This window comes from Nostoc sp. NMS4 (assembly GCF_017115095.1).
In the GTDB taxonomy this organism is placed as follows: domain Bacteria; phylum Cyanobacteriota; class Cyanobacteriia; order Cyanobacteriales; family Nostocaceae; genus Nostoc.
This window is the reverse complement of the sequence record NZ_JABXKI010000067.1, coordinates 1-19,080: the sequence shown is the minus strand read 5'-3', so window position 1 is coordinate 19,080 and position 19,080 is coordinate 1. Positions and strand designations below refer to the sequence as shown.

Sequence of the window (19,080 nt, the reverse complement as noted above, 5' to 3'; positions counted from 1 at the left end):
ACTAAAATTTTTGCTGATGATGTTTGATAAGCTAATCGTCATTCATTTTTCCAGAATGATTCGCTTGTAGTAAGGGCTTCAGCCCTGCTTTTATGCAACTTAAATGCCGATTAGCTTATCATGTAAAAAAGTAGAAAGAGTGAACATGATTGGTACTAATATTTACATCAGTCAAGAAACTCAAGAATCTCTAATTAAAGCTGCTGCTTTCAAAGAAATATCTGTTGAAGAACTAGCTTCTTCTATTTTGAGTGAAAGTATCCAAGAAAAGTTGGGGCAAGTTAGCTATTCTTCGGAAAATAAAAGCAAATTTGCCGTTAATCCTCTTGGAGAAATGCAACCCTACGCTTATTTGGCAGATCCGAATTAACCCGTTATTTCTCCTGATAATTGGGAAATGAATCAAAATTATGAAGTCAACAATTTGTGATCATTCTTGATACTCATATTTGGGTTTGGTGGAATCACATTAAGCAAATTTTTCCTTCTCTTTCTTTTCTCTGTGTCCTCTGCGCCTCTGCGGTACCCTGCGGGAAGCCGAAGCGTCTACGTTAAAAAAATGACTTTGGCAAAGACTGCTAACCTTAACCCAAGGGTATTGGGATCTAACCCAGGTTGCTACAACTATAAATTAGGTTAGCGATCGCACGAAGTAACTTAGCTGGTTCCACAGGTTTGGTGATATGCTGCCCAAAACCGGCGGCAATTGCCTGTTGATAATCAACCTCACCAGCATAAGCTGTCAGAGCGATCGCCGGAATTTTCCCTCCAAGTTCTGCTGACATGGCTCTAATTTGACGTATCAACATATAGCCGTCTACTTCTGGCATTCCAATGTCGCTTAACAGCAAATTTGGCTGGAACTGAGGTATAATTCCTAGTGCTTCCATTGCAGATGCAGCTTGAATTACTACCGCGCCAGACTGCTCTAAAATGAAAGCAATTAACTCTCGCGTATCACGCTCATCATCCACAAGCAGAACTTTCAGCCCATTTAGATTGGGTAAGTCATCAGGTTTAGAAACAATCTGCTGATTATTTAGATGAATCTTAATCTGCGGTAGCATGACTGTAAAGGTTGCTCCCTGCTCTTCACCCAAACTTTCTGCTTTAACAGTGCCGCCATGTAGCTCGACGATGTGACGAACAATAGCTAATCCTAAGCCTAATCCGCCAAATTTTCTCGTGGTTGCGCCATCAGCTTGTCGAAAGTAGTCAAAGACGAATGGTAAAAAGTCAGCACTAATTCCTTTACCTGTATCACTAACTCGCAGCTGAACCTCAGAACCAACAGAATCTAAACTGATTTCTACCTCTCCACCTTGGGGTGTAAACTTAATAGCATTAGAAAGTAGATTCCAGATAACTTGTTGCAAGCGACCAAAATCACCTGTAACTAGAAAATTGGGGTTTGAAATTTTGGATCTTAAATTCTCAGGAGATTGTAAATTTATTTGAGAATTTTCCAATCCAAAATCCAAAATCGTAAATCGTAAATTGATCGATTTGGCTTCAGCCGCTAGACGTACAGTTTCTATCGCTGCGGCGATCGCAGTTTCTAGATTCACAGGAGCAATATTCAGACTAAGTTTACCTTGCAGAATCCGAGAGACATCTAGTAAATCTTCAATTAGTTGAGTCTGAAGCTTGGCGTTGCGCTCAATGGTTTCGAGAGCGCGAGTAGTGGTTGCTTCATCATACTTTTTGGTTTGCAGTAACTTCGACCATCCCAAGATCGGGTTTAGCGGCGTGCGAAGTTCGTGGGAAAGTACCGCCAAAAATTCATCTTTGATCCGATTAGCTTGGATTAATTCTTCTTTCCGTCGCTGTAACGAAGCCATTAACTGAGCGCGTTCTAGAGCAACCGCCACCTGATCGGAGGTTGCTTGTAATAGAGCTATTTCCTCAGCAGTAAAATGGTTACGAGTGCGACTGGCAAAGGAGAGGACACCAAGCAGCTTTCCTTGAGCAATTAAGGGTTGACCTGCGTAGGCTGTAATTCCTAAAGCATGGAGAATGTGAGCATGGGGATGAGTAGAGCGCGGCACATTATTGACGACGATTTGGCGGCGTTCTTGTACCACTAGTCCGTATATCCCTTGATTAAATTCAACGTATTCAATTGTTTGAAATACTTCATCAGTAATCCCATTCCAAGCCACTAACCGAAGTTTTTGCTTGTTTTCGTGTGTATCGATTAAATAGTGAAAGTAAGAATGCAAATCCATTTGCGCCGAAAGTTTGCTAAACAAGCTGTTCATCAGATCCAAAGGGCGCTCGGTGGAAAGTAAATCACTGGTTGTTTCTGAAAGCAGTTTCAGTCTTTCACTGCGCTCTTGTAAGGCTTGTTCTGCAAGCTGACGTTCCCGAAGGGCGCGTTCGCGTTCGGTAATGTCAATTGCCACCCCTCCTACCAGACGTTGGCCAGATGCATCGGCAATGGGAAACTTATAAACTAAAAATTCGCCGAGAGAGCCATCTTTACGTGGGGCAGACTCAATCGTTTGCACAATCTGATTTGTCTCGGCAACCATTCTAATGTTATCGAGCAGGGGTTGAGCGATTTGAGCTGGATATAAATCAAAAATATTTTTATTAATCGCTTTATTTTTTGTTCTTGGTAAATCAAATGTGCTGAAATAAGTAGGACTGAGGTAAAGTACACGCCCGTCTGCATTTGTAATCCAGGCGGCGGCGGGAATATTATCCATAAAAGCTTGAAATTGTTCTTGACTCTGACTCAGCGCTTTTTTAACTTGTTTGAGATCGCTAATATCCAGAATGAATGCGACTGATTTATGCCGAGATTCTCCTAAAAGGGAATAGCCAACTACAACTGGTACGCTGGAACCATCTTTGCGAATAAATTCCTTTTCATAAGGAGTACAAGTTCCCTTCGCTGTTGCTTCGGCAATAGCTAGTTCATCTAAATAATGATACTCAGATGGCGTGATATCAGCCCACTGCAATCTACCTGCTTGGATATCCTCTTGGGTATAACCGGTAATTCGTAAAAACTCGTCGTTGGCTTCAGTGATGCTACCATTCACATCACTAAAGAGAATGCCAACTATATTCGCTTTTACAAAACTCCTGAGCCGCTCCTCACTTGCTTGGACTGCTTCTTCTGCCTGTTTGCGTTTGCTAATATCTGTAGTGCTGCCAACTAAACGTACTGGGCTGCCATCAGCATCCCGTTGCGCCACTATTCCTTGATCTAACACATAGATGTACTGATTATTCCGATTGCGAATTCGGTACTCGGCAGTATAGCGATCGCCATTTTCTAAAGCAAGTACCATTTTTTGGACACGTTGCAAATCTTCTGGATGGACAAGCTCACACCACCAATTGCCAGTTGGTTCAGCTTCTGCGAGAGAATAGCCCAAAATTCGGGTTAACCCATCAGTTCTTTCAACGGTATCCTGTTCTATATTCCAGTCATAAATGAGACAGTTGACCGCAGATGTTGCTAACTCAAAGCGCTCGTTGGCTAACCTTAGACGCTCCTCTTTCTCTCGGAGAGTTAGTTCTACTTGTTTGCGTTCGCTCAAATCAACAACAAAAGCAATAACCGTTTCTTGAGTGTCTCCCAGGATCACAGAACCGAGCAGAACGGAAATGCGATCGCCATCTTTACGAATGTATTCTTTCTCAAAGGGCTTACATACTCCCGTAGTTTTCAGTTCTTCCATTGAACGCTCACTCAAAAGAAGATACTCAGGTGGGGTAATTTCCCGCCAGTTTATTTGGTTAGCACAGAAATCTTCTCGCGTATAGCCGATCATCTTCAGAAAAGCATCATTGGCTTCGATGATACAGCCGTTGTTCACATCAGTAACGATTACCCCAATGATGTTGGATTCTGCCAGTTGCCTAAATCGCATTTCGCTATTTTGCAACAATTTCAGGCTTGTCTCTGCCTTGCGTCTAGCCGCTCGTAATTCTGAAGAGAGGGCGGTAATTAAGAATGATACTAGTGAGAACGTGGTTAATCGTACCAGGACTTTTAGGCTGAGTAAATCGAAAGAGTAGACTGGCTCGATCAAAAAATAGAGCGCAGTTGTCACAGATAAAGCGATCGCTAGCATTCCCAGTCTCATACCGCCATACCAGGCGCTGACTGCCACAACAGCATAAAATAATGTAAATACGCTCGGATCAAAAACTGGCAGTAACACTTTTGTCAATAGCAGTGCCGTTATAACTGCCAAAATCATCACACTAAAAGCTATGAACCGAGAACGCATCATCAAAAATTTTTCAGGTACTTTCACCATCATCTTAAGAGTCCTCCCATTGCTCCGATTTTGGGAGATACTCGTTTACTAATCTTTTGCCTCTTTTGCCCATCTTCTCTAACATTTCTTCAATCAGCTTTAGTGCCATCTGTGAAGGCACTGTAGATCCGTTCTCCCAGCGATTGATTGTTCGTAGGGAAACTCCTAACTTCGCTGCAAACTTTTCTTGAGAAAGATCGAGTTGCTGCCGAAGTTCACGGATTAAATCTGAAATTTTGACTGGCTTTCCTAGTTCCATAGTAGGAAGAGTAAGACAGATGTCTCGCCATTCGTCTCCAACTTGAGGAAGAATTTGAATAATCATCAGTCGTTATCAATTTCATCTTTTGGCGAAACATCAATATTCAGTTATCAGTGTTCGCAGCTTACTGTTTGCTGGAGAGTGTATATATAAAATAAATATTAAATTTTGTCTGATATGCGATCGCACAATAGTATTATTTAAGCCAATTTAACGATCTCAACCAGCGCCCACAGCCAAAAATTGGTGGTGCGTTACACTTCGCTAACACACCCTAATTGTCTTTTCCAAAATCCCATAGGAACCCTGTATCATTTGTGAAAAATTAGATCCCCGACTTCTCGAAGAAGTCGGGGATCTGGACAGCACACATTTTCACAAATCAAATAGGATTGCTATATATACAAGTTGTGTTTAATATTTGGTATTTGCTAAAAGTTTTGAAATTATCGCTAATTGTAGCAGCTAAATTTGAAATAGATTCCCAAAAATGTAGCTAATTTTACTTCTATAGTAAGATGCTAATGGCAAAATTATATAGCTAGAATGTAGTTTTATAAGATTTCTGCCTAATAATATTTAACTATTTTGATTAATCAACACTCCGAAAACTTATTAAACAGTCAACTAGAAAATGTACCAGGTGAAGACTATGTATTTAGCTGGTTTGATTGGTTTTGTCTTTGGTATCCTCCAGGCTGGCTAATTTTATTTAACCGCCATTGGCAGCACTATCACACCGATCCAGATGGTTGGAATTGGCTAGAATATGGATTATTTTTAATTCCTGGTGGATTTTATCTCGCATTGTTAAGTCGCTGGTTGCGTCTGGGTTTTCGTTCACCTCGAAAAGAAGTTGGTGAATTCGATCCTAAATATCAACAAGCTTTTCGCCAAGAAATTCTTGCCCCTATCATTAAATACTATTTTCGAGGAGAGTTGCAACAAGTAGAAAACTTGCCGTCAACAGGGCTATTGATTGTGGCAATGAATCATGCCGGGATGTGTTTTCCTTGGGACTTTTTAACCTTGGGTTATTTATTAAGTGAAGCTAAAGGATGGGTAGTACAACCCATAGCAAGTCCAGCATTATTTGAGCATCCTTGGGTAATTTGGTGGCTACCACCTAAATGGTCGCAGGTTTTAGGTGGTGTGCGAGCCGAATTAGATGATTTTGAGTCAGCTATTGCTCAAGGTAAAATCCTCTTGTATGCACCCGAAGGTATTCGTGGGCCTTTGAAAGGTTGGAGAAGACGCTATCAACTAGAAAAGTTTGATATCAGTTTTATTCAGTTAAGCGATCGCTATCATATTCCTATTCTACCAGTAGTTTGCATCGGCAGTGAATCTTTACATCCTTGGGCTGTTAATTTCACCAAATTGCAACGACTAGTCAAATTACCATTCTTGCCTTTCTCGCCTTTGATGTTTGCCTTACTTCTGTTTCCCTCAATGGGAATTTGGGCAATGAAAACTCGCTTATGTTACTTTATTCAACCTTTGCAACCAGCAGAATTGGGCATCCACTCAAACAAAGGGCATACAGTAGCTTATCAACAAGCGCAAAAATTACGAGAAAAACTGCAACTTCAAATTAATCAGTTTTTGGGTAAATCTGTACAGTGACAAATTAAATGGTGTTGAGACAAATTTACGTCATCAATGCAAGCCTTACCCACTTTAAACTTGCAACTATTGCTGTTGATATAGCTTGTAACTTTCCCTGTTACTTTTAAGCTTAACGCTCTTTGAGTACAAGCTTTATAGCCCTGATGATAGTAATTTGGCATCACGACAAATAAAAAGTCACTGTACAAAAACTCACATCAGAAAATTAGGCTGATTTGGCGTTGTCACCTATATGTCATTATGCGCTTTGTTCATGTTCCAATGGAGTCAAACGAATCACTACTCGCTGATTAAGAGCCTGAGCGATTTTTTGGAGTATTGACAGAGAGTGTCCCTCGTAATAAGCATCTTCCAGCCGTGCAATCACAGGCTGTTTTGTGCCAACAAGTTCAGCCAGTTGTTTCTGTGTTAACCCTGCTTTTGTTCTAGCTTCATAAATCAACTGTGCCACTTCTGCATTGATTGAAGCTTTTGCCACCATTGCCTCAAGCTCAGGGTCGCTGCTAGTCATTTTGTCAATGATTTTTATAGCATCGCTAGTCTTGACCATCCTCTTGCTCCTCTACGTAGGTGTGAACTTCTGGGTTTTCTTCAAATAAAAGCTTTCGAGTGATCGCCCGTTCAATATCAATTGGTGGTACAGATGCTTCTTCTTTTGTGATAGCGTGAGCGAGAATTGCCACATTTTGACCATGAAAGAAGTACAGAATGCGATATTGCACACGCATATGCTTTGCCCGAAGCTCATATATCCCATCGCGCAAGTAATCAGCAGCCGGGCGACGGAGTTCGTAGCCTGAAGCCGCAAGTTGTTTGATTCGAGCAACACAGTTTGCATAACCTTTGCGGTCTTCTTTCAAAAGTCGTGTCAGCCATTCAAGGACAGGAACTTCCCCTTCCTCTTCTTGGTAGAAAACAACACCGGTTTCAGGCACAGCATCCCCTTTTACTATAACAATATTGTTATAGTAGGGCAATAAATGAAACGAGACTAAGAAACTTAGCAATTAATTTCTTACCAAGGATTGTCACAATCCCTGTATAGCAAAGAATTTGAGAGCCAGTATTGTGCAACCTTCTAGCTCGGTATTGGCTATCACCAGGTTTTTTAGGGATTTTAAATGGTTGCTCTATTTATGCCGTGGCGTACTAGAGAAAATCGCTGAAAATACTGTATGGACGTGTTGTTAGTAATAAAGTTATAGTTCCTACCACAGCTTGTCCGTTCGTTACCAACACAAAAGTAATGGGTATCGAGTAATTAATATAGAGTAACTGGAAGGGCGATTGTGGCTTATTCTCCCCAATTGCGATCGCCCCAGCTAATGTCGCGCAAGGAAATTTAGAATTCCTGCCATTTATTTTCTAAAGATGCCAATGCTTTTGTTTTTACGGTCTCCGTGTCTCCTACCCATTCATCTAGCTCTACATCGGATGGAGCCATTCCCATATGCTCGTAGAAACCTTCAGCACTAGATAGAACTGTCGTTGCTCCCACATTTGCTAACTTTGTATTGGATGCTATGTAGTAAACTGCCAAAGCTGCAAGTCCATCACCATCAATAACTGAGCTAATGTTGCTGAGGTACACACTTTGAAATTCTGGTAATTCCTGTGCGCTGACTTTACAATTATTTACTTCTTTGCCGGTTGCATCATACATTATTAAATCAAAAGTAGGAAATCTTTGGACATTGAGTAGGATGTAATTAGGGTTTAAGCAAATACTAAGCAGTACCCAGTATACAAAAATTTCTTCGCTAAACTAACTCTACTGATAAAGTACCAAAACGATAACCTTTACCATAAACTGTGTGAATCAGCGTAGTTTCTTTACCCACCTCAATTTTACGCCGCAGCAAGCGAATTAATGCCGCTATCACATTACTACTAGGTTGTTCTGACTCTTGCCACAAATTTTGCATAATCTGGGCATGAGTTAATAACTGTCCAGTATGTTCCATGAAGTATTGCAACAACTGACCTTCTTTTTGCGATAGCTCAATTATTCTTCCTTGGCGATAGGCTACTTGATTTTCACAATCGAGTTCTAAATCAGCGACAGTCAGTCGTCCGGTGGTAGTTTCATTGATTTGGGAACCGGAACGACGCAATAAAGCGCGGACTCTCGCTAGTAACTCCCGCAATTCAAAAGGTTTAACCAAATAGTCATCCGCACCAGCATCTAAACCTTCTACGCGGTCATCAAGAGTATCTTTAGCTGTGAGAAACAACACCGGAGTAGTTTTGCTTTCGCGTCGCAATTCCTGACAAATCTCTAACCCCGTTTTTCCTGGCAACATCCAATCTAAAATAAGTAGGTCGTAACTGCCAGCTTGTGCAAGTTCGCTACCAGATGTCCCATCATAAGCCGCATCTACAGAGTAACCCTCACGAGTTAATAAGCGACTCAAGGGTTGAGTTAGTTCAACTTCATCATCAACTAATAAAATTCTCATACTGCTTGTGGTAAGCATATAGAGATATTCTCAATATTATTAAACTGCCAAAACGCCAAGGAAACTAAGAAAAAAAATGCTGACTGTTGCATTGCCAAAAGGGGAACTACTTAAAAATAGCATCCGCTTGTTACAATCTGTTGGGTTAGATTTTAGTGCTTTTTTAGATTCAGGAAATCGCCAACTTCAAATTCCTGACACTAAGGGACTTGCAAAAGCTTTACTGGTGCGGGCGCAGGATGTGCCTGTTTATGTAGAATATGGTCAAGCACAACTGGGAATTGTTGGTTACGATGTGTTGCGGGAGAAGCAGCCGCAAGTTGCCCACTTGGTAGATTTGCAGTTTGGTCATTGCCGGATGTCGGTGGCGGTAAAAGCATCTAGTTCTTACCGATCGCCTTTAGATTTACCCCCGCATGGTAGAGTTGCTTCAAAATATGTAAATTGCGCTCGTGAATATTTCCATAGTCTGGATTTACCTGTGGAAATAGTGCCATTGTATGGTTCAGTAGAGCTAGGCCCAATTACTGGGATGTCAGAAGCGATCGTGGATTTAGTTTCTACAGGGCGGACTTTGCGCGAAAATGGTTTGATTGAAATTGCTAGTCTGTATCAAAGCACGGCGCGGTTGATTGCCCATCCTCTGAGTTACCGCCTGAATACGGGTAATCTGAGTGATGTGATTGGCAAGCTGCGGGAAACCGTTTTGCTAGGAGTTTAATATCAATTTGTAATTCGTAATCACGCTTCTTTTGATGCTCGTTCCTAGCTAATGCTGCACTATTGCTACATTCGCACAGTTTCTCCTAGTGGTCTGTCAATAAATAATTGATGGATAAATTCCCCGTAGAGACGGCGATTTATCGCGTCTCTCTAATCGTCAAAATGAATTTGACAGACCACTAGAAAAGACAATATATTCGGTTCAGCAAATGGAATCAAAGCCTCAGTGATTGGCGCAGCTCCTAATCATACCTTTATACAACTTTAGTCATATCAATATAAACCCTGAAACACTCACCGGAAAATGACTAGAGGGTTTGCGTAATAATACGAACCCTAAAAATGTTCATATTTAACAAAATGCTCACAGCAAGGGTTATATATTTTTATTTGCAAAAAGGAATTAAAAAAAGATTACGCCTCTACTTTTGCTAGTTGAGGTTTAGTCTGCGTTCCCAAGCAAAATCTGTGAACGAGCTTAAAGTGAAAATCATGAATAATTTATCTAACAAACTATCTATAATTGTCCGAGGAAGTATCTGCCTATTCGGTTTAATGAGTGTAGGAAATTTTTTCGTAGCGCCAGCAAATGCACAGCAAGCTACTGCTCGTGGTGCTGTTAGTTTAACTAGACCTTCGGGTGCTTTTCTCAGTGTCAGTGGCGAGGTAATTTTACCTTCTGGCTCGTACTTTGACGGGGGTTTACAAATTACACCTACTTATGGGGGAATAATAGGCGGAAATGACGAAACCATAAATAGTCTGACTATAACTCCTGGAGTAGTTAAAACTATTACAATCTCTAGCCCAAACTCATTTATTAATACAGCAGCAAATTTATTAAATAGTGATGCATCGATTGAAGATATGACAACTCTAATCCGAGCAGGTTCTGGTAATAATGGCTTGGGTGCTTTAGATTAGACAAGACTTACAAATAGAAAAGCTTAGATTCCCAAATTCTTAAAGAAGTTGGGAATTTTATTATTCAATAATACAGAGATTTTGCAATATAACCCAATACGCTTGGGTTAAGACTAGCAGTCTTTGTTAAGGTCATTTTTTTTTACGAACCGCAGTAGACGCTTTGCGGCTTCCCGCAGGGTGGCGCAGAGGACGCAGAGAAAAGAAAGAGAAGGAAAAAATTGCTTAACTGAACTGTATTGCAATATAACCTGTCTATTTTGGTAGGTTCAATTAATACTATCAAAATCGATAACCACCTTGAAGTTTGAGGTCAAACCCATTTTCGCCTGTACCAATTTGAGTTTCTATAAATACACCATTATCGGGAAAAGTGTGCCTTGCAATTATTCCATAGTTGAAGCCAGAAACTCGGCTGCTTAAACCCAGATTATTAACACTATAGTTTTTTAGATAAACACCGGCAGAAATATTTTTGCTGACTCTTTGCAATCCTTGGAATTCAAAGAAAAATTCTTTGCCCATCTCTAGGTTTCCCTTCAGATTTAAACCATGACTAGTACTAAATTCACCATTGAAAAGGCCTAAAAATTCACCATTACTATTCTTCTCAATAAAAGCGATACCAGGAGCTATAGAAAAACCAAAATTTCTTTCTTGATGCTGATATAAATAACTTAAATAAGTAGAAAAAGGATTATTTTTATTAGAGGCACTATTCCAGTCAAATCTCAAATATGGTACGTGAGTATTAATAGCTATAGGCTTTTTAGCTGAATTTAATCGTATATCAGTTTTAATATAGTTGAGGAGTATATTAGTATATATACCGAAAGTTGGTTCTTCTGTTCCTAAATTATTATTAGGAACCCCTGGCGCAGAGTTAGCATCTACATTAAACCACGTTCCTAAATTGGCACTATAGTTAAAATTTCCCGAAGAACCTGCGGCTAATAATTCAACTGTCGGTAAAGATAGATAACCATTAAAGTTATTAAAACTAACACCTATTTTATCAACTCTAGTGAGTTCCATGTAATCGAATGCTAAATCAGCCGCTCGCACCTGGAGCGGTACTATTGTAGTATCTGCTGAATTAAATTTTTGTACAAATTGTTGTCCTTGGGGATTTGTCAAAATTACTTCTACAGCAGAAGATTCGTTAACAGGATTAATAGAAGTATCATTTAAAGGAATTGGGATACCAATGTAAGTTAGAGGCCCAAATTTCTTATTAGATAGTCTGAGATCGGAAAAAAATGTATCACCTTCATCTAAAATAGAAATATTTCTTTCCAGAAACTGAACTGCTCGTTTGTGGTTTCCCGTTCTTACTTGCAAGATGCTGGAGTTATTAGGGGTAACTTTACTGGGAAGTGTATAAGTTCCAGATACCTGCTCTAGTCCACTGGCTGCATTAGCATAAGATAAAGTACGATTCAGCCTGTTATTAATTTGTCTTCTTTGGTCAGCTGTAGCAGGTGTATTTAAAGGAGTAAAACCTTCTCCATTCTTAAACTTTTGTCTAGCTTCTCCTAAACCTTGTTGAATAGTATCTATTTTAATAGCTTCAAAAACTCCACCTAATAGTAAACCTAATGTAGAATTAACTGATTGAATAGTATCAATACTAGTATCACTAAATTTGGCTGTTATCGATCCTCCGGGAGCCGCAAAAATATTTGTATAAGTAGCTTTAATTGCAACTGGGTCGTATTGAATTAAGCTGCGATTATGAGGATGGCTAACATAAATCCTGTGCCAATCAGAAGTTTCTTGAGTTTGAGATAATGTCTCAAATACAGGTTCTCTTCTTCCTAAAGATAGCCACTGTAAAGAGTTAAGATAATGAAAGTCTTTCTCAGGTTGAGTGAGAAAAGGATTGACTGCTACATTTAACAAATCAAAGTTATCAAATTTTCTAAGTTGAGCAACCTTAATACCTGGAAAAGAAGAGACAGGAGCAGTAAAACTAAAACCTTTTCCAGTGAGAATATCTCCCCAGAAAATACCAGCACCTTCCAAAGCGCTTTTGGGAATAACTTCACCTACTTTGAGTTGGACATTTCCATCATCTAGTAAAGGTTGTAAATTCGTTGTGGGAAAGCCTTGCAGAATTTTGGGAGCATTAATAGCATCTAAAGATTGAAATAATGCTTGTCCGCCATTAAAACTTAAACTAGAGCCACTACCAATAATTGGAATAGGATTTCTGAGAACTGTGACATTAGGATTGTTTAAATCAACTCCACTATTAATAATAACTCTACCAGCAGGTATGCCTTCAGGATTTATCAATTCTCCTGCTATTGAAGTTACAGAAAAATCATTAGTACCAACTTCTCCAGCTAAATTCTGAAAATCTGTAGGTATAGCGAACAGAGTTTGCAATCCCCAAAATGCCTGTTGTGAGGTAACGTTTTGGGTAATATAAGTATTAGTTTGTCTTCCTTGAGAGAGAATACCTGCTTGAGAGCCTTTAGTTTCAACTACTATTCTATTGTTATCGAGAACCCAATAAAACTGGTCAGCTTTAGGAAATTTAGCATAAGTCAATTTATCAATAATCTGATTATCTCCAGAAAACCTGATACTTATATCCGTATCTATGTAATTTTCGTCCTTATTTGGCTTAAATAATTCCGTGGAAAAAGTAAGGTTATCTGTTGGGTTAACAATCCAAGGATATTTATCGGCGCTAAATGTCAAAGCATCAAGAATTATTTCTTTTTGTTTTGTTTGTCGTTGCTTTTTTGAACGACGTAGTTTTTCTATTAGTATTTGTTGTGTTGATGTGGGTGGCTTAGTTATATTTGGTTTAGTCTCTCCTTCACCTTCATCAGGTAGCTTGGGAGGTTCTACTTTATATTCTTCAATTGGGATAATATCAGCTACGGTGAATTTGGATAACTGTTTAGTTTGGTCTAAGTTAGAGTTAGCAGATTTTAAAGCTGGTTTTAATAGTGCTTGAATTTGGGAATTATTTTCTTCATGAGGATTGAGCAAACTATTATTACTAGCATTTGGATTATTTGCTGCGGTCAAAGCAATATTGTTTTTACCGTCAATCTCTGATGCGATCGCAAACAAATGAACTAGTATTATTTTGAAGAAAACTGTTGAGAAAAAAAGGAACTTTACAATTATTATTAGATTCTTTTTGAATCTCATGATTGAGATTCCCCCATGATTACTATTTGAAAAATCACAGGTTTACACAATAGAAATATGCTGCTTGGTAGATTCATCATAAAAACCAAAGTTAATTCAAAATACTCAATATTAGCTGCTAGTTTTTTCTTTAACGCAATCAATTTTTAATCATCAAAATTAAGTCGTGTTTGATTTGAATTAATTCAAGAATCGTTTTGGTTAATTTGATATAGCCAAAGACAATTGATTTTTTATCCTGGCTGTAAAGAATAAAGTAAGATTAAGCAGATTTACTGCAACAAAAGTGTAATTCTTTAGCAAAAATTACACCTCAGCAAAATCACTTGAGCGAGAAAAACGATCTAGCTTTTAACCGTATAAACACGTAATGTGATGATATTCAGTCAAAAAAAGTAGGTTAAAATATGTTTCAGGCTACTCGCCGCCGTCTTGCAATTTGGTACACTGCTGTCACTGCTGTATTACTACTACTGTTTGCTAGTGGAGTTTATTTATACGTCCGCAGTACACTGATTGAGCGGATTGATGACACCCTTAACCATGTAGTAGAAATAGTAGAGCGTTGCCTCACAAGCAGTGGCTGTGCATCTACACTTATATTTGAGCCAATTAATACTGATGCAGATAAATTTCGCATTAATGTCGAAGCCAGTTTTGGTGATAATACTGACACTGTGGAAGATGACCACATCGACCTAGAATGGTTTAGTCCAACTGGTAAATTACTTTGGTCAACGTTATCTGAACCCCTAAATATTCCCATTCGTGCTAACCGCACTGGTGAAACTGTGCGTGTTGTCAAGAGAAAGAGTGAAAATTCACAATTTAAAACTCCTGACTCAGCACTCTTATTGCGACAAGTCACCCAACGGGTAGAAATTAGACGACAAGTATTAGGATATCTGCGTGTTAGTCATCCTTGGTTTGAAGTCACTAAACCCAGTCGCCAGTTGATTTTTGATTTGGCACTAGGTATTGGGTTAATGGTGCTTTCCGTAGGTGCAAGTGGTTGGTTTCTTTCGGGGAAAGCGATGGAACCTGTAGGCGAGTCTTATCAACGTCTTAAACAATTCACTGCTGATGCTTCTCACGAACTTAGAAGTCCGATTACTTTGATTCAAACTAATGTGCAAGTTGCGCTTGCTGACTTAGATTTAGCAGAGACGGAAACGACTACTTCTTTGCAGTATCGGCAACAGTTAAAGGTGGTGGAACGGTTAACGCAGCGTTTGGGTAAGTTAGTCAATGACTTACTGTTCCTAGCACGACAGGATAGTGGTATTAGCAAAGATACTTTTTCAGCTTGTCCATTGGACGCTTTGCTAATAGAGGTGGTTGAAGAACAACAATTGTTAGTCCCTGAAAAAGAAATCGCCCTTTCTCTAGACTTAATTGACCATCCTGCCTCTGAAACTAGCCCCGAATTACTGGAAAATTGGTTTACTCTTGTAGGTAATTGGGATCAACTGGTGCGGCTGTTCACAAATTTAATTGCTAACGCTTTGCATTACACTCCCGCATGTGGACAAGTGAAAGTGGAATTGGCGCGGATAGAGGGAATAAATCGTGTTTCTGGACTACGTAACACCAGTGCCCAGTTGCAAGTTAAGGTGAGTGATACTGGCGTTGGAATTCCAGCCGAAGCGCTACCACGTTTGTTTGACCGCTTTTACCGAGTAGATCCGGCACGTACTCATCGGACGGGGAATACAGCTACAGCCAGCGCTACTGGTTCAGGATTGGGATTAGCGATCGCTCAAGCTATTGTCGAACATCATCAGGGTCATATTCAAGTTGAAAGTACCCAAGGCATTGGCACTACCTTTACTATAACTTTACCAATAATTCTTGAGTCTTAATTTGCTAATAATTTTTTATTTCCTATGATAGATGCAAGATTTTAGCTTGTTCAAGTTGAATTTAATTAGGGACTTCCAGAAAATAAACTGTTCCATCAGCAATAATGATAATCATTTTAAAGGGGATGAAGGGGCTACCGTCGGCAGCCCCTTCATCCCCTTTTGTAGTAATTTGAATGCCGCATTAGAAAATACCAGATCAAATTCCCCATCTCCTGGGTTTTCTTCAATCCGTCCTTGCTCAAACCGTAGTCCATTACCTTCAAACTGACGCGCCTTTTGCAGCATTTTCTCAGAAGCATCTATCCCTAAAGTCTCTTGTGCTGCTAAGGTTTCATGCAGATAATTCGTTAACTTTCCGGTTCCACATCCTAAATCGAGAACTCGTAAATTTTCTTGTCGGTGTACCATATCTACCAAGTCGTAGAATGGACGACTTCTTTCAGCTTGAAATCGTTCGTATATTTCTGGATTCCATTTATCTGGCATATTTTTATAATTCCTAATTCGTAATTTATAAAGGTAAACGACAAAAAACGGTATCGTCAGAAATTGCGGGTTGAAATTTGCTTAAGATACGCCATGAGATATGCGTAAGCGTCCCGTTTTAAACATCTGCGCCCAATGCCCTATGACCAAATATTTTCGCTCTAATGTTGATGCAATGGCTAGCTATGTTCCCGGTGAGCAGCCTCAACGCGGTACACAGATTATTAAACTTAATAGCAACGAGAACCCCTATCCTCCTTCTCCTGCGGCATTAGCTGTGCTACGGAATATTGATGGTGAATGGTTGCGGCGGTATCCAGAACCTTTTGGGGGGGAATTTCGGCAAGCTGCAAGTAAAGTTTTAGGAGTTCCTAGTGATTGGATAATTGTCGGAAATGGCAGTGACGAATTGTTGAGTGTGGTGATTCGAGCCTGTGCTGAACCTGGGAAGAAGGTAGTTTATCCGATGCCTACTTACGTGCTATATCGCACCTTAGCAGAAATGCAAGCGGCGGAAATTACCGAGGTTCTCTACAACAAAGACTACAGTTTACCAAAGGACGAATTAGTTGCTGCAAATGGGGCTGTGACATTTATTGCGTCACCCAATAGTCCATCGGGGAATGTGGTAGCAACAGATGATTTACGAAAATTAGCCAGCCAGCTATCTGGAGTTTTGGTGATTGATGAAGCATATATAGATTTTACCGAAGAGAATGCATTGGCTTTGGTTAAGGAGTACGAAAACGTCATTGTACTTCGGACACTATCTAAGGGTTACTCGTTGGCAGGATTGCGATTGGGTTTTGGGGTGGCGAATCCCAAACTGTTAGAGGGATTGTTTAAGGTTAAAGATAGCTATAACATTGATGCGATCGCTTGTGCAATTGGCACGGCTGCCATCACTGACCAAGCTTATAAAAATGCTTGTGTAGCCAAGATTAAGGCATCACGGACTAAGTTAGCAACAGACTTGAAACAATTAGGTTTTCATATCTGGGATTCTCAAGCTAACTTTTTGCTCGCACAACCAAGAGAAGGAAACGCCGAATACCTCTATCAAAAACTCAAGAAAGGGGGAATTTTAATTCGCTATTTCAAGCAACCCGGATTAGATGATAAATTACGCATCACTGTTGGGACAGATGAGCAAAATCAGGCTTTAGTAGAGGCACTAACTACAAATATCGAACAGAATTTAGGAGTCATATCAAGTTCGGATAAATAGTTGTCATTGCAATACGGTTCGGTTAAGGTTTTTTGATGAAAATTCTAGATCACAAAGACGCGATTTATCGCGTCTCTTACCTTAACCGAACAGTATTGGTTGTCATTGCGAGTGTTCGCGCAGCATCTCGTAAAGAGCGTCTTGATTCTGAATTCTGTATTCTTCTTCAATCACACCCACTTACAACACTTGAAAACTAAAGCTAAGACTTGCCCAATTATTCACATCCAAGCTATGTGAATCGCTTGCTGTGCCGTTCATCTCAGTTTTGATGGCACTAGCGTTATGTAAGTCTTGTAGCAAGGCTTGTACAACCTCTAAGGAATTCAACAATCGGCCAATTGGCCCTTCTTCGGTTGTAGAATACTTGGCAGTGTTTAAGGCGGCAAGAGTTCCGTTAAAGGGGGCTGTACTAAAAATCAGTTGGTGTTCACACTCAGAAGCTGGCCCTGAAATCACCCATTCGGAAGCAGTATTAGTTTGCGGTAGGATGAGGGTTTCACCTGGAGCGATGACGACTTGTTTAAGGACGGGCTTGGTGTCCGCAGTGTTTGCTTCTTGGGGGATTTCCCAAGAATAGAAGGCGATCGCTGTATGATTATTGTTTAATCCCAACAAGATTAAATATACTGGGCGATCGCTCTGGTTTTCTACCCGATATTGCATTCGACTACCGATAGGGACAATCGGTGTGGGGAGGAGTTTTTGAATCGAAGTTTCTGTTTTGAAAGTTCGTACTGTTTCGCGCTGCACGATCGCACGAGATGATATATTGTTAATTATTTCTAAGGTTGCCTTGAGAGCCAAGCGGGAAGAACCTTGATTTTCTGTCAGTCGCCATAACTTGGCTGCTAACAAGGTTGATAATTTTGGCGCTAACTTTTGCACTGTTAATTTTACTGCTTCTCCTGCTTCGCCCGTGGCATTAGAAATTAGTTCGCCACTAAGAGAAAATAGTCCATAACGACTAGGTGTTTGCTGTAGTTTGGCAAATAAATAATCAGCTGGTTTTTCCCCTGCGACTACGGTGGAGATATGGGGAAATGCAGCAAAGGCACTTGTAGCGTCTACCCGCTCAATTCTTTCTAATCCAGTATCTAAAGCAATTATTAAATGGATATTTCGCAGTAAAACCCGGACTGCTTCTTGGACAAGTTGCCCAACTTGTAGAGAATTTGCACCTTCAATTTGGGCAATTTGGGCTTTTGCTGTTAAACCAGTCCGCGATCGCAATATTAATTCTTCTGTTGTTGTTGCTAAAGTGAATCGAGAATTAACTCCGTAGTATAGCAGCACTTGTGGCGGTAATCCTGCTAACCATAGATTGACTGTTTTGCCGTCTTCTTCAATCGCCCTCACCACGCCTTCTGCACCAATAATATTGTCTGGCGGTAGAGATGTTAGATGTTGATTTTTTTGACTACTTAATAACGCTGGTTGCTGTTTACTACCCAATTTGGATAGAGAATTTTCCATATACGAGAGGGCGACTTGAATTTTGGTAGTTGGGGTAAATTCCCACAAATACTGCGTCAAGGCGTAGGTAAATAACCCAGCACTAAAACCAGAAAAGAGTTCTTCCCTCGCTGACTGCTTGGGATTTGAGGTAGCTGTTAAGACAATCGGCGTGCTGGGTAACTTCTGAGTTTTAAGTTGTTGGAGAAAGTCGAGTTCTTCTGCTGCTAGCTTTGCCTCTACTGATTCTGGAAGGGCGCGACTTTTTAATCCTAATAGGGGGGTTGGCGCATAATAGCTAGTATCTAATATTGCTGTGACTCGATTTGTAGGGAGCGATCGCAATAATAACAGTAGAGTTTCTTCTAATATATAGTTGACTATTTTATCATTTTGTGATATTAGACTGTCATTAGCTGACACCAGAGCATTTTGCATTGTCTCTGGCGATGTCTCCAATTTGACACGACTGCCATAACCGCTAAAGTGGAAGACGACCACATCACCGGGTTTAGCTTGCTTACCCAAACGATCTAAAAAAGCCGCTTCAATGAATTCTCTACTAGCTTGTTCCTCAGTTAAAGTTAGGATATCTGAC

General features: G+C 40.1%; 15 protein-coding genes. 6 read left to right on the top strand and 9 right to left on the bottom strand.

Features of this window, described 5'->3' with window-relative positions:
- The first annotated feature begins 145 nt into the window (after nt 1–145).
- Nucleotides 146–370: a hypothetical protein gene (locus tag HWQ37_RS03370; protein WP_292743752.1), complete on the top strand. Its 225-nt coding sequence runs from the start codon at nt 146–148 to the stop codon at nt 368–370.
- Between the two features lie 235 nt (nt 371–605).
- Here the strand turns inward: HWQ37_RS03370 and HWQ37_RS03365 are convergent, their stop codons facing one another.
- Both HWQ37_RS03365 and HWQ37_RS03360 read right to left on the bottom strand, forming a co-directional pair.
- Nucleotides 606–4,283: a PAS domain S-box protein gene (locus HWQ37_RS03365; RefSeq protein WP_292743750.1), complete on the bottom strand. Its 3,678-nt coding sequence runs from the start codon at nt 4,281–4,283 to the stop codon at nt 606–608.
- A gap of 1 nt (nt 4,284) precedes the next feature.
- Nucleotides 4,285–4,605, bottom strand: coding sequence for a helix-turn-helix domain-containing protein (locus tag HWQ37_RS03360; protein ID WP_292743748.1), 321 nt, complete (start codon nt 4,603–4,605; stop codon nt 4,285–4,287).
- A 525-nt stretch (nt 4,606–5,130) separates the two neighbouring features.
- On the opposite strand from HWQ37_RS03360, the gene HWQ37_RS03355 reads away from it, so the two are divergent.
- Complete coding sequence (locus tag HWQ37_RS03355) at nt 5,131–6,168, top strand: 1-acyl-sn-glycerol-3-phosphate acyltransferase (protein ID WP_292743745.1); 1,038 nt, start codon at nt 5,131–5,133, stop codon at nt 6,166–6,168.
- Nucleotides 6,169–6,409: 241 nt separating this feature from the next.
- Here the strand turns inward: HWQ37_RS03355 and HWQ37_RS03350 are convergent, their stop codons facing one another.
- The 4 genes from HWQ37_RS03350 to rppA all read right to left on the bottom strand — a co-directional run bounded on the left by HWQ37_RS03350 (nt 6,410) and on the right by rppA (nt 8,630).
- Nucleotides 6,410–6,721, bottom strand: coding sequence for a helix-turn-helix domain-containing protein (locus HWQ37_RS03350; RefSeq protein WP_292743741.1), 312 nt, complete (start codon nt 6,719–6,721; stop codon nt 6,410–6,412).
- Nucleotides 6,708–7,106, bottom strand: a complete 399-nt coding sequence (locus HWQ37_RS03345; RefSeq protein ID WP_292743737.1) for a type II toxin-antitoxin system RelE/ParE family toxin — start codon at nt 7,104–7,106, stop codon at nt 6,708–6,710. Before HWQ37_RS03345 ends, HWQ37_RS03350 begins: the two co-directional genes overlap by 14 nt.
- A 407-nt stretch (nt 7,107–7,513) precedes the next feature.
- A complete protein-coding gene (locus tag HWQ37_RS03340) occupies nt 7,514–7,834 on the bottom strand; it encodes a hypothetical protein (protein WP_292743734.1) in 321 nt (106 codons plus the stop codon).
- A gap of 97 nt (nt 7,835–7,931) precedes the next feature.
- Complete coding sequence (gene rppA / locus HWQ37_RS03335; RefSeq protein ID WP_292743755.1) at nt 7,932–8,630, bottom strand: two-component system response regulator RppA; 699 nt, start codon at nt 8,628–8,630, stop codon at nt 7,932–7,934.
- 76 nt (nt 8,631–8,706) lie between these two features.
- Between rppA and hisG the strand changes: the two genes are divergently transcribed.
- Nucleotides 8,707–9,351 carry an ATP phosphoribosyltransferase gene (gene hisG, locus HWQ37_RS03330; protein WP_292743731.1) on the top strand — a complete coding sequence of 215 codons (645 nt, stop codon included), beginning with the start codon at nt 8,707–8,709 and terminating at the stop codon, nt 9,349–9,351.
- A 494-nt stretch (nt 9,352–9,845) separates the two neighbouring features.
- Nucleotides 9,846–10,277 (top strand): hypothetical protein, encoded by a 432-nt coding sequence (locus tag HWQ37_RS03325; protein WP_292743729.1) that lies wholly within the window; start codon nt 9,846–9,848, stop codon nt 10,275–10,277.
- Nucleotides 10,278–10,559: 282 nt separating this feature from the next.
- Here the strand turns inward: HWQ37_RS03325 and HWQ37_RS03320 are convergent, their stop codons facing one another.
- A complete protein-coding gene (locus HWQ37_RS03320; protein WP_292743726.1) occupies nt 10,560–13,448 on the bottom strand; it encodes a hypothetical protein in 2,889 nt (962 codons plus the stop codon).
- A 407-nt stretch (nt 13,449–13,855) separates the two neighbouring features.
- Here HWQ37_RS03320 and HWQ37_RS03315 point away from each other — a divergent pair, with 407 nt between their 5' ends.
- On the top strand, nt 13,856–15,310 hold the full coding sequence (locus HWQ37_RS03315; RefSeq protein WP_292743723.1) for a sensor histidine kinase: 1,455 nt from the start codon (nt 13,856–13,858) through the stop codon (nt 15,308–15,310).
- Between the two features lie 111 nt (nt 15,311–15,421).
- Here HWQ37_RS03315 and HWQ37_RS03310 read toward each other — a convergent pair whose 3' ends face one another.
- Nucleotides 15,422–15,799, bottom strand: a complete 378-nt coding sequence (locus tag HWQ37_RS03310) for a class I SAM-dependent methyltransferase (protein ID WP_292743720.1) — start codon at nt 15,797–15,799, stop codon at nt 15,422–15,424.
- Nucleotides 15,800–15,941: 142 nt separating this feature from the next.
- Here HWQ37_RS03310 and hisC point away from each other — a divergent pair, with 142 nt between their 5' ends.
- Nucleotides 15,942–17,027, top strand: a complete 1,086-nt coding sequence (gene hisC, locus HWQ37_RS03305; protein WP_292743717.1) for a histidinol-phosphate transaminase — start codon at nt 15,942–15,944, stop codon at nt 17,025–17,027.
- A gap of 180 nt (nt 17,028–17,207) precedes the next feature.
- Here hisC and HWQ37_RS03300 read toward each other — a convergent pair.
- A partial coding sequence (locus HWQ37_RS03300; protein WP_292743714.1) for a caspase family protein occupies nt 17,208–19,080 on the bottom strand: 1,873 nt, incomplete at its 5' end.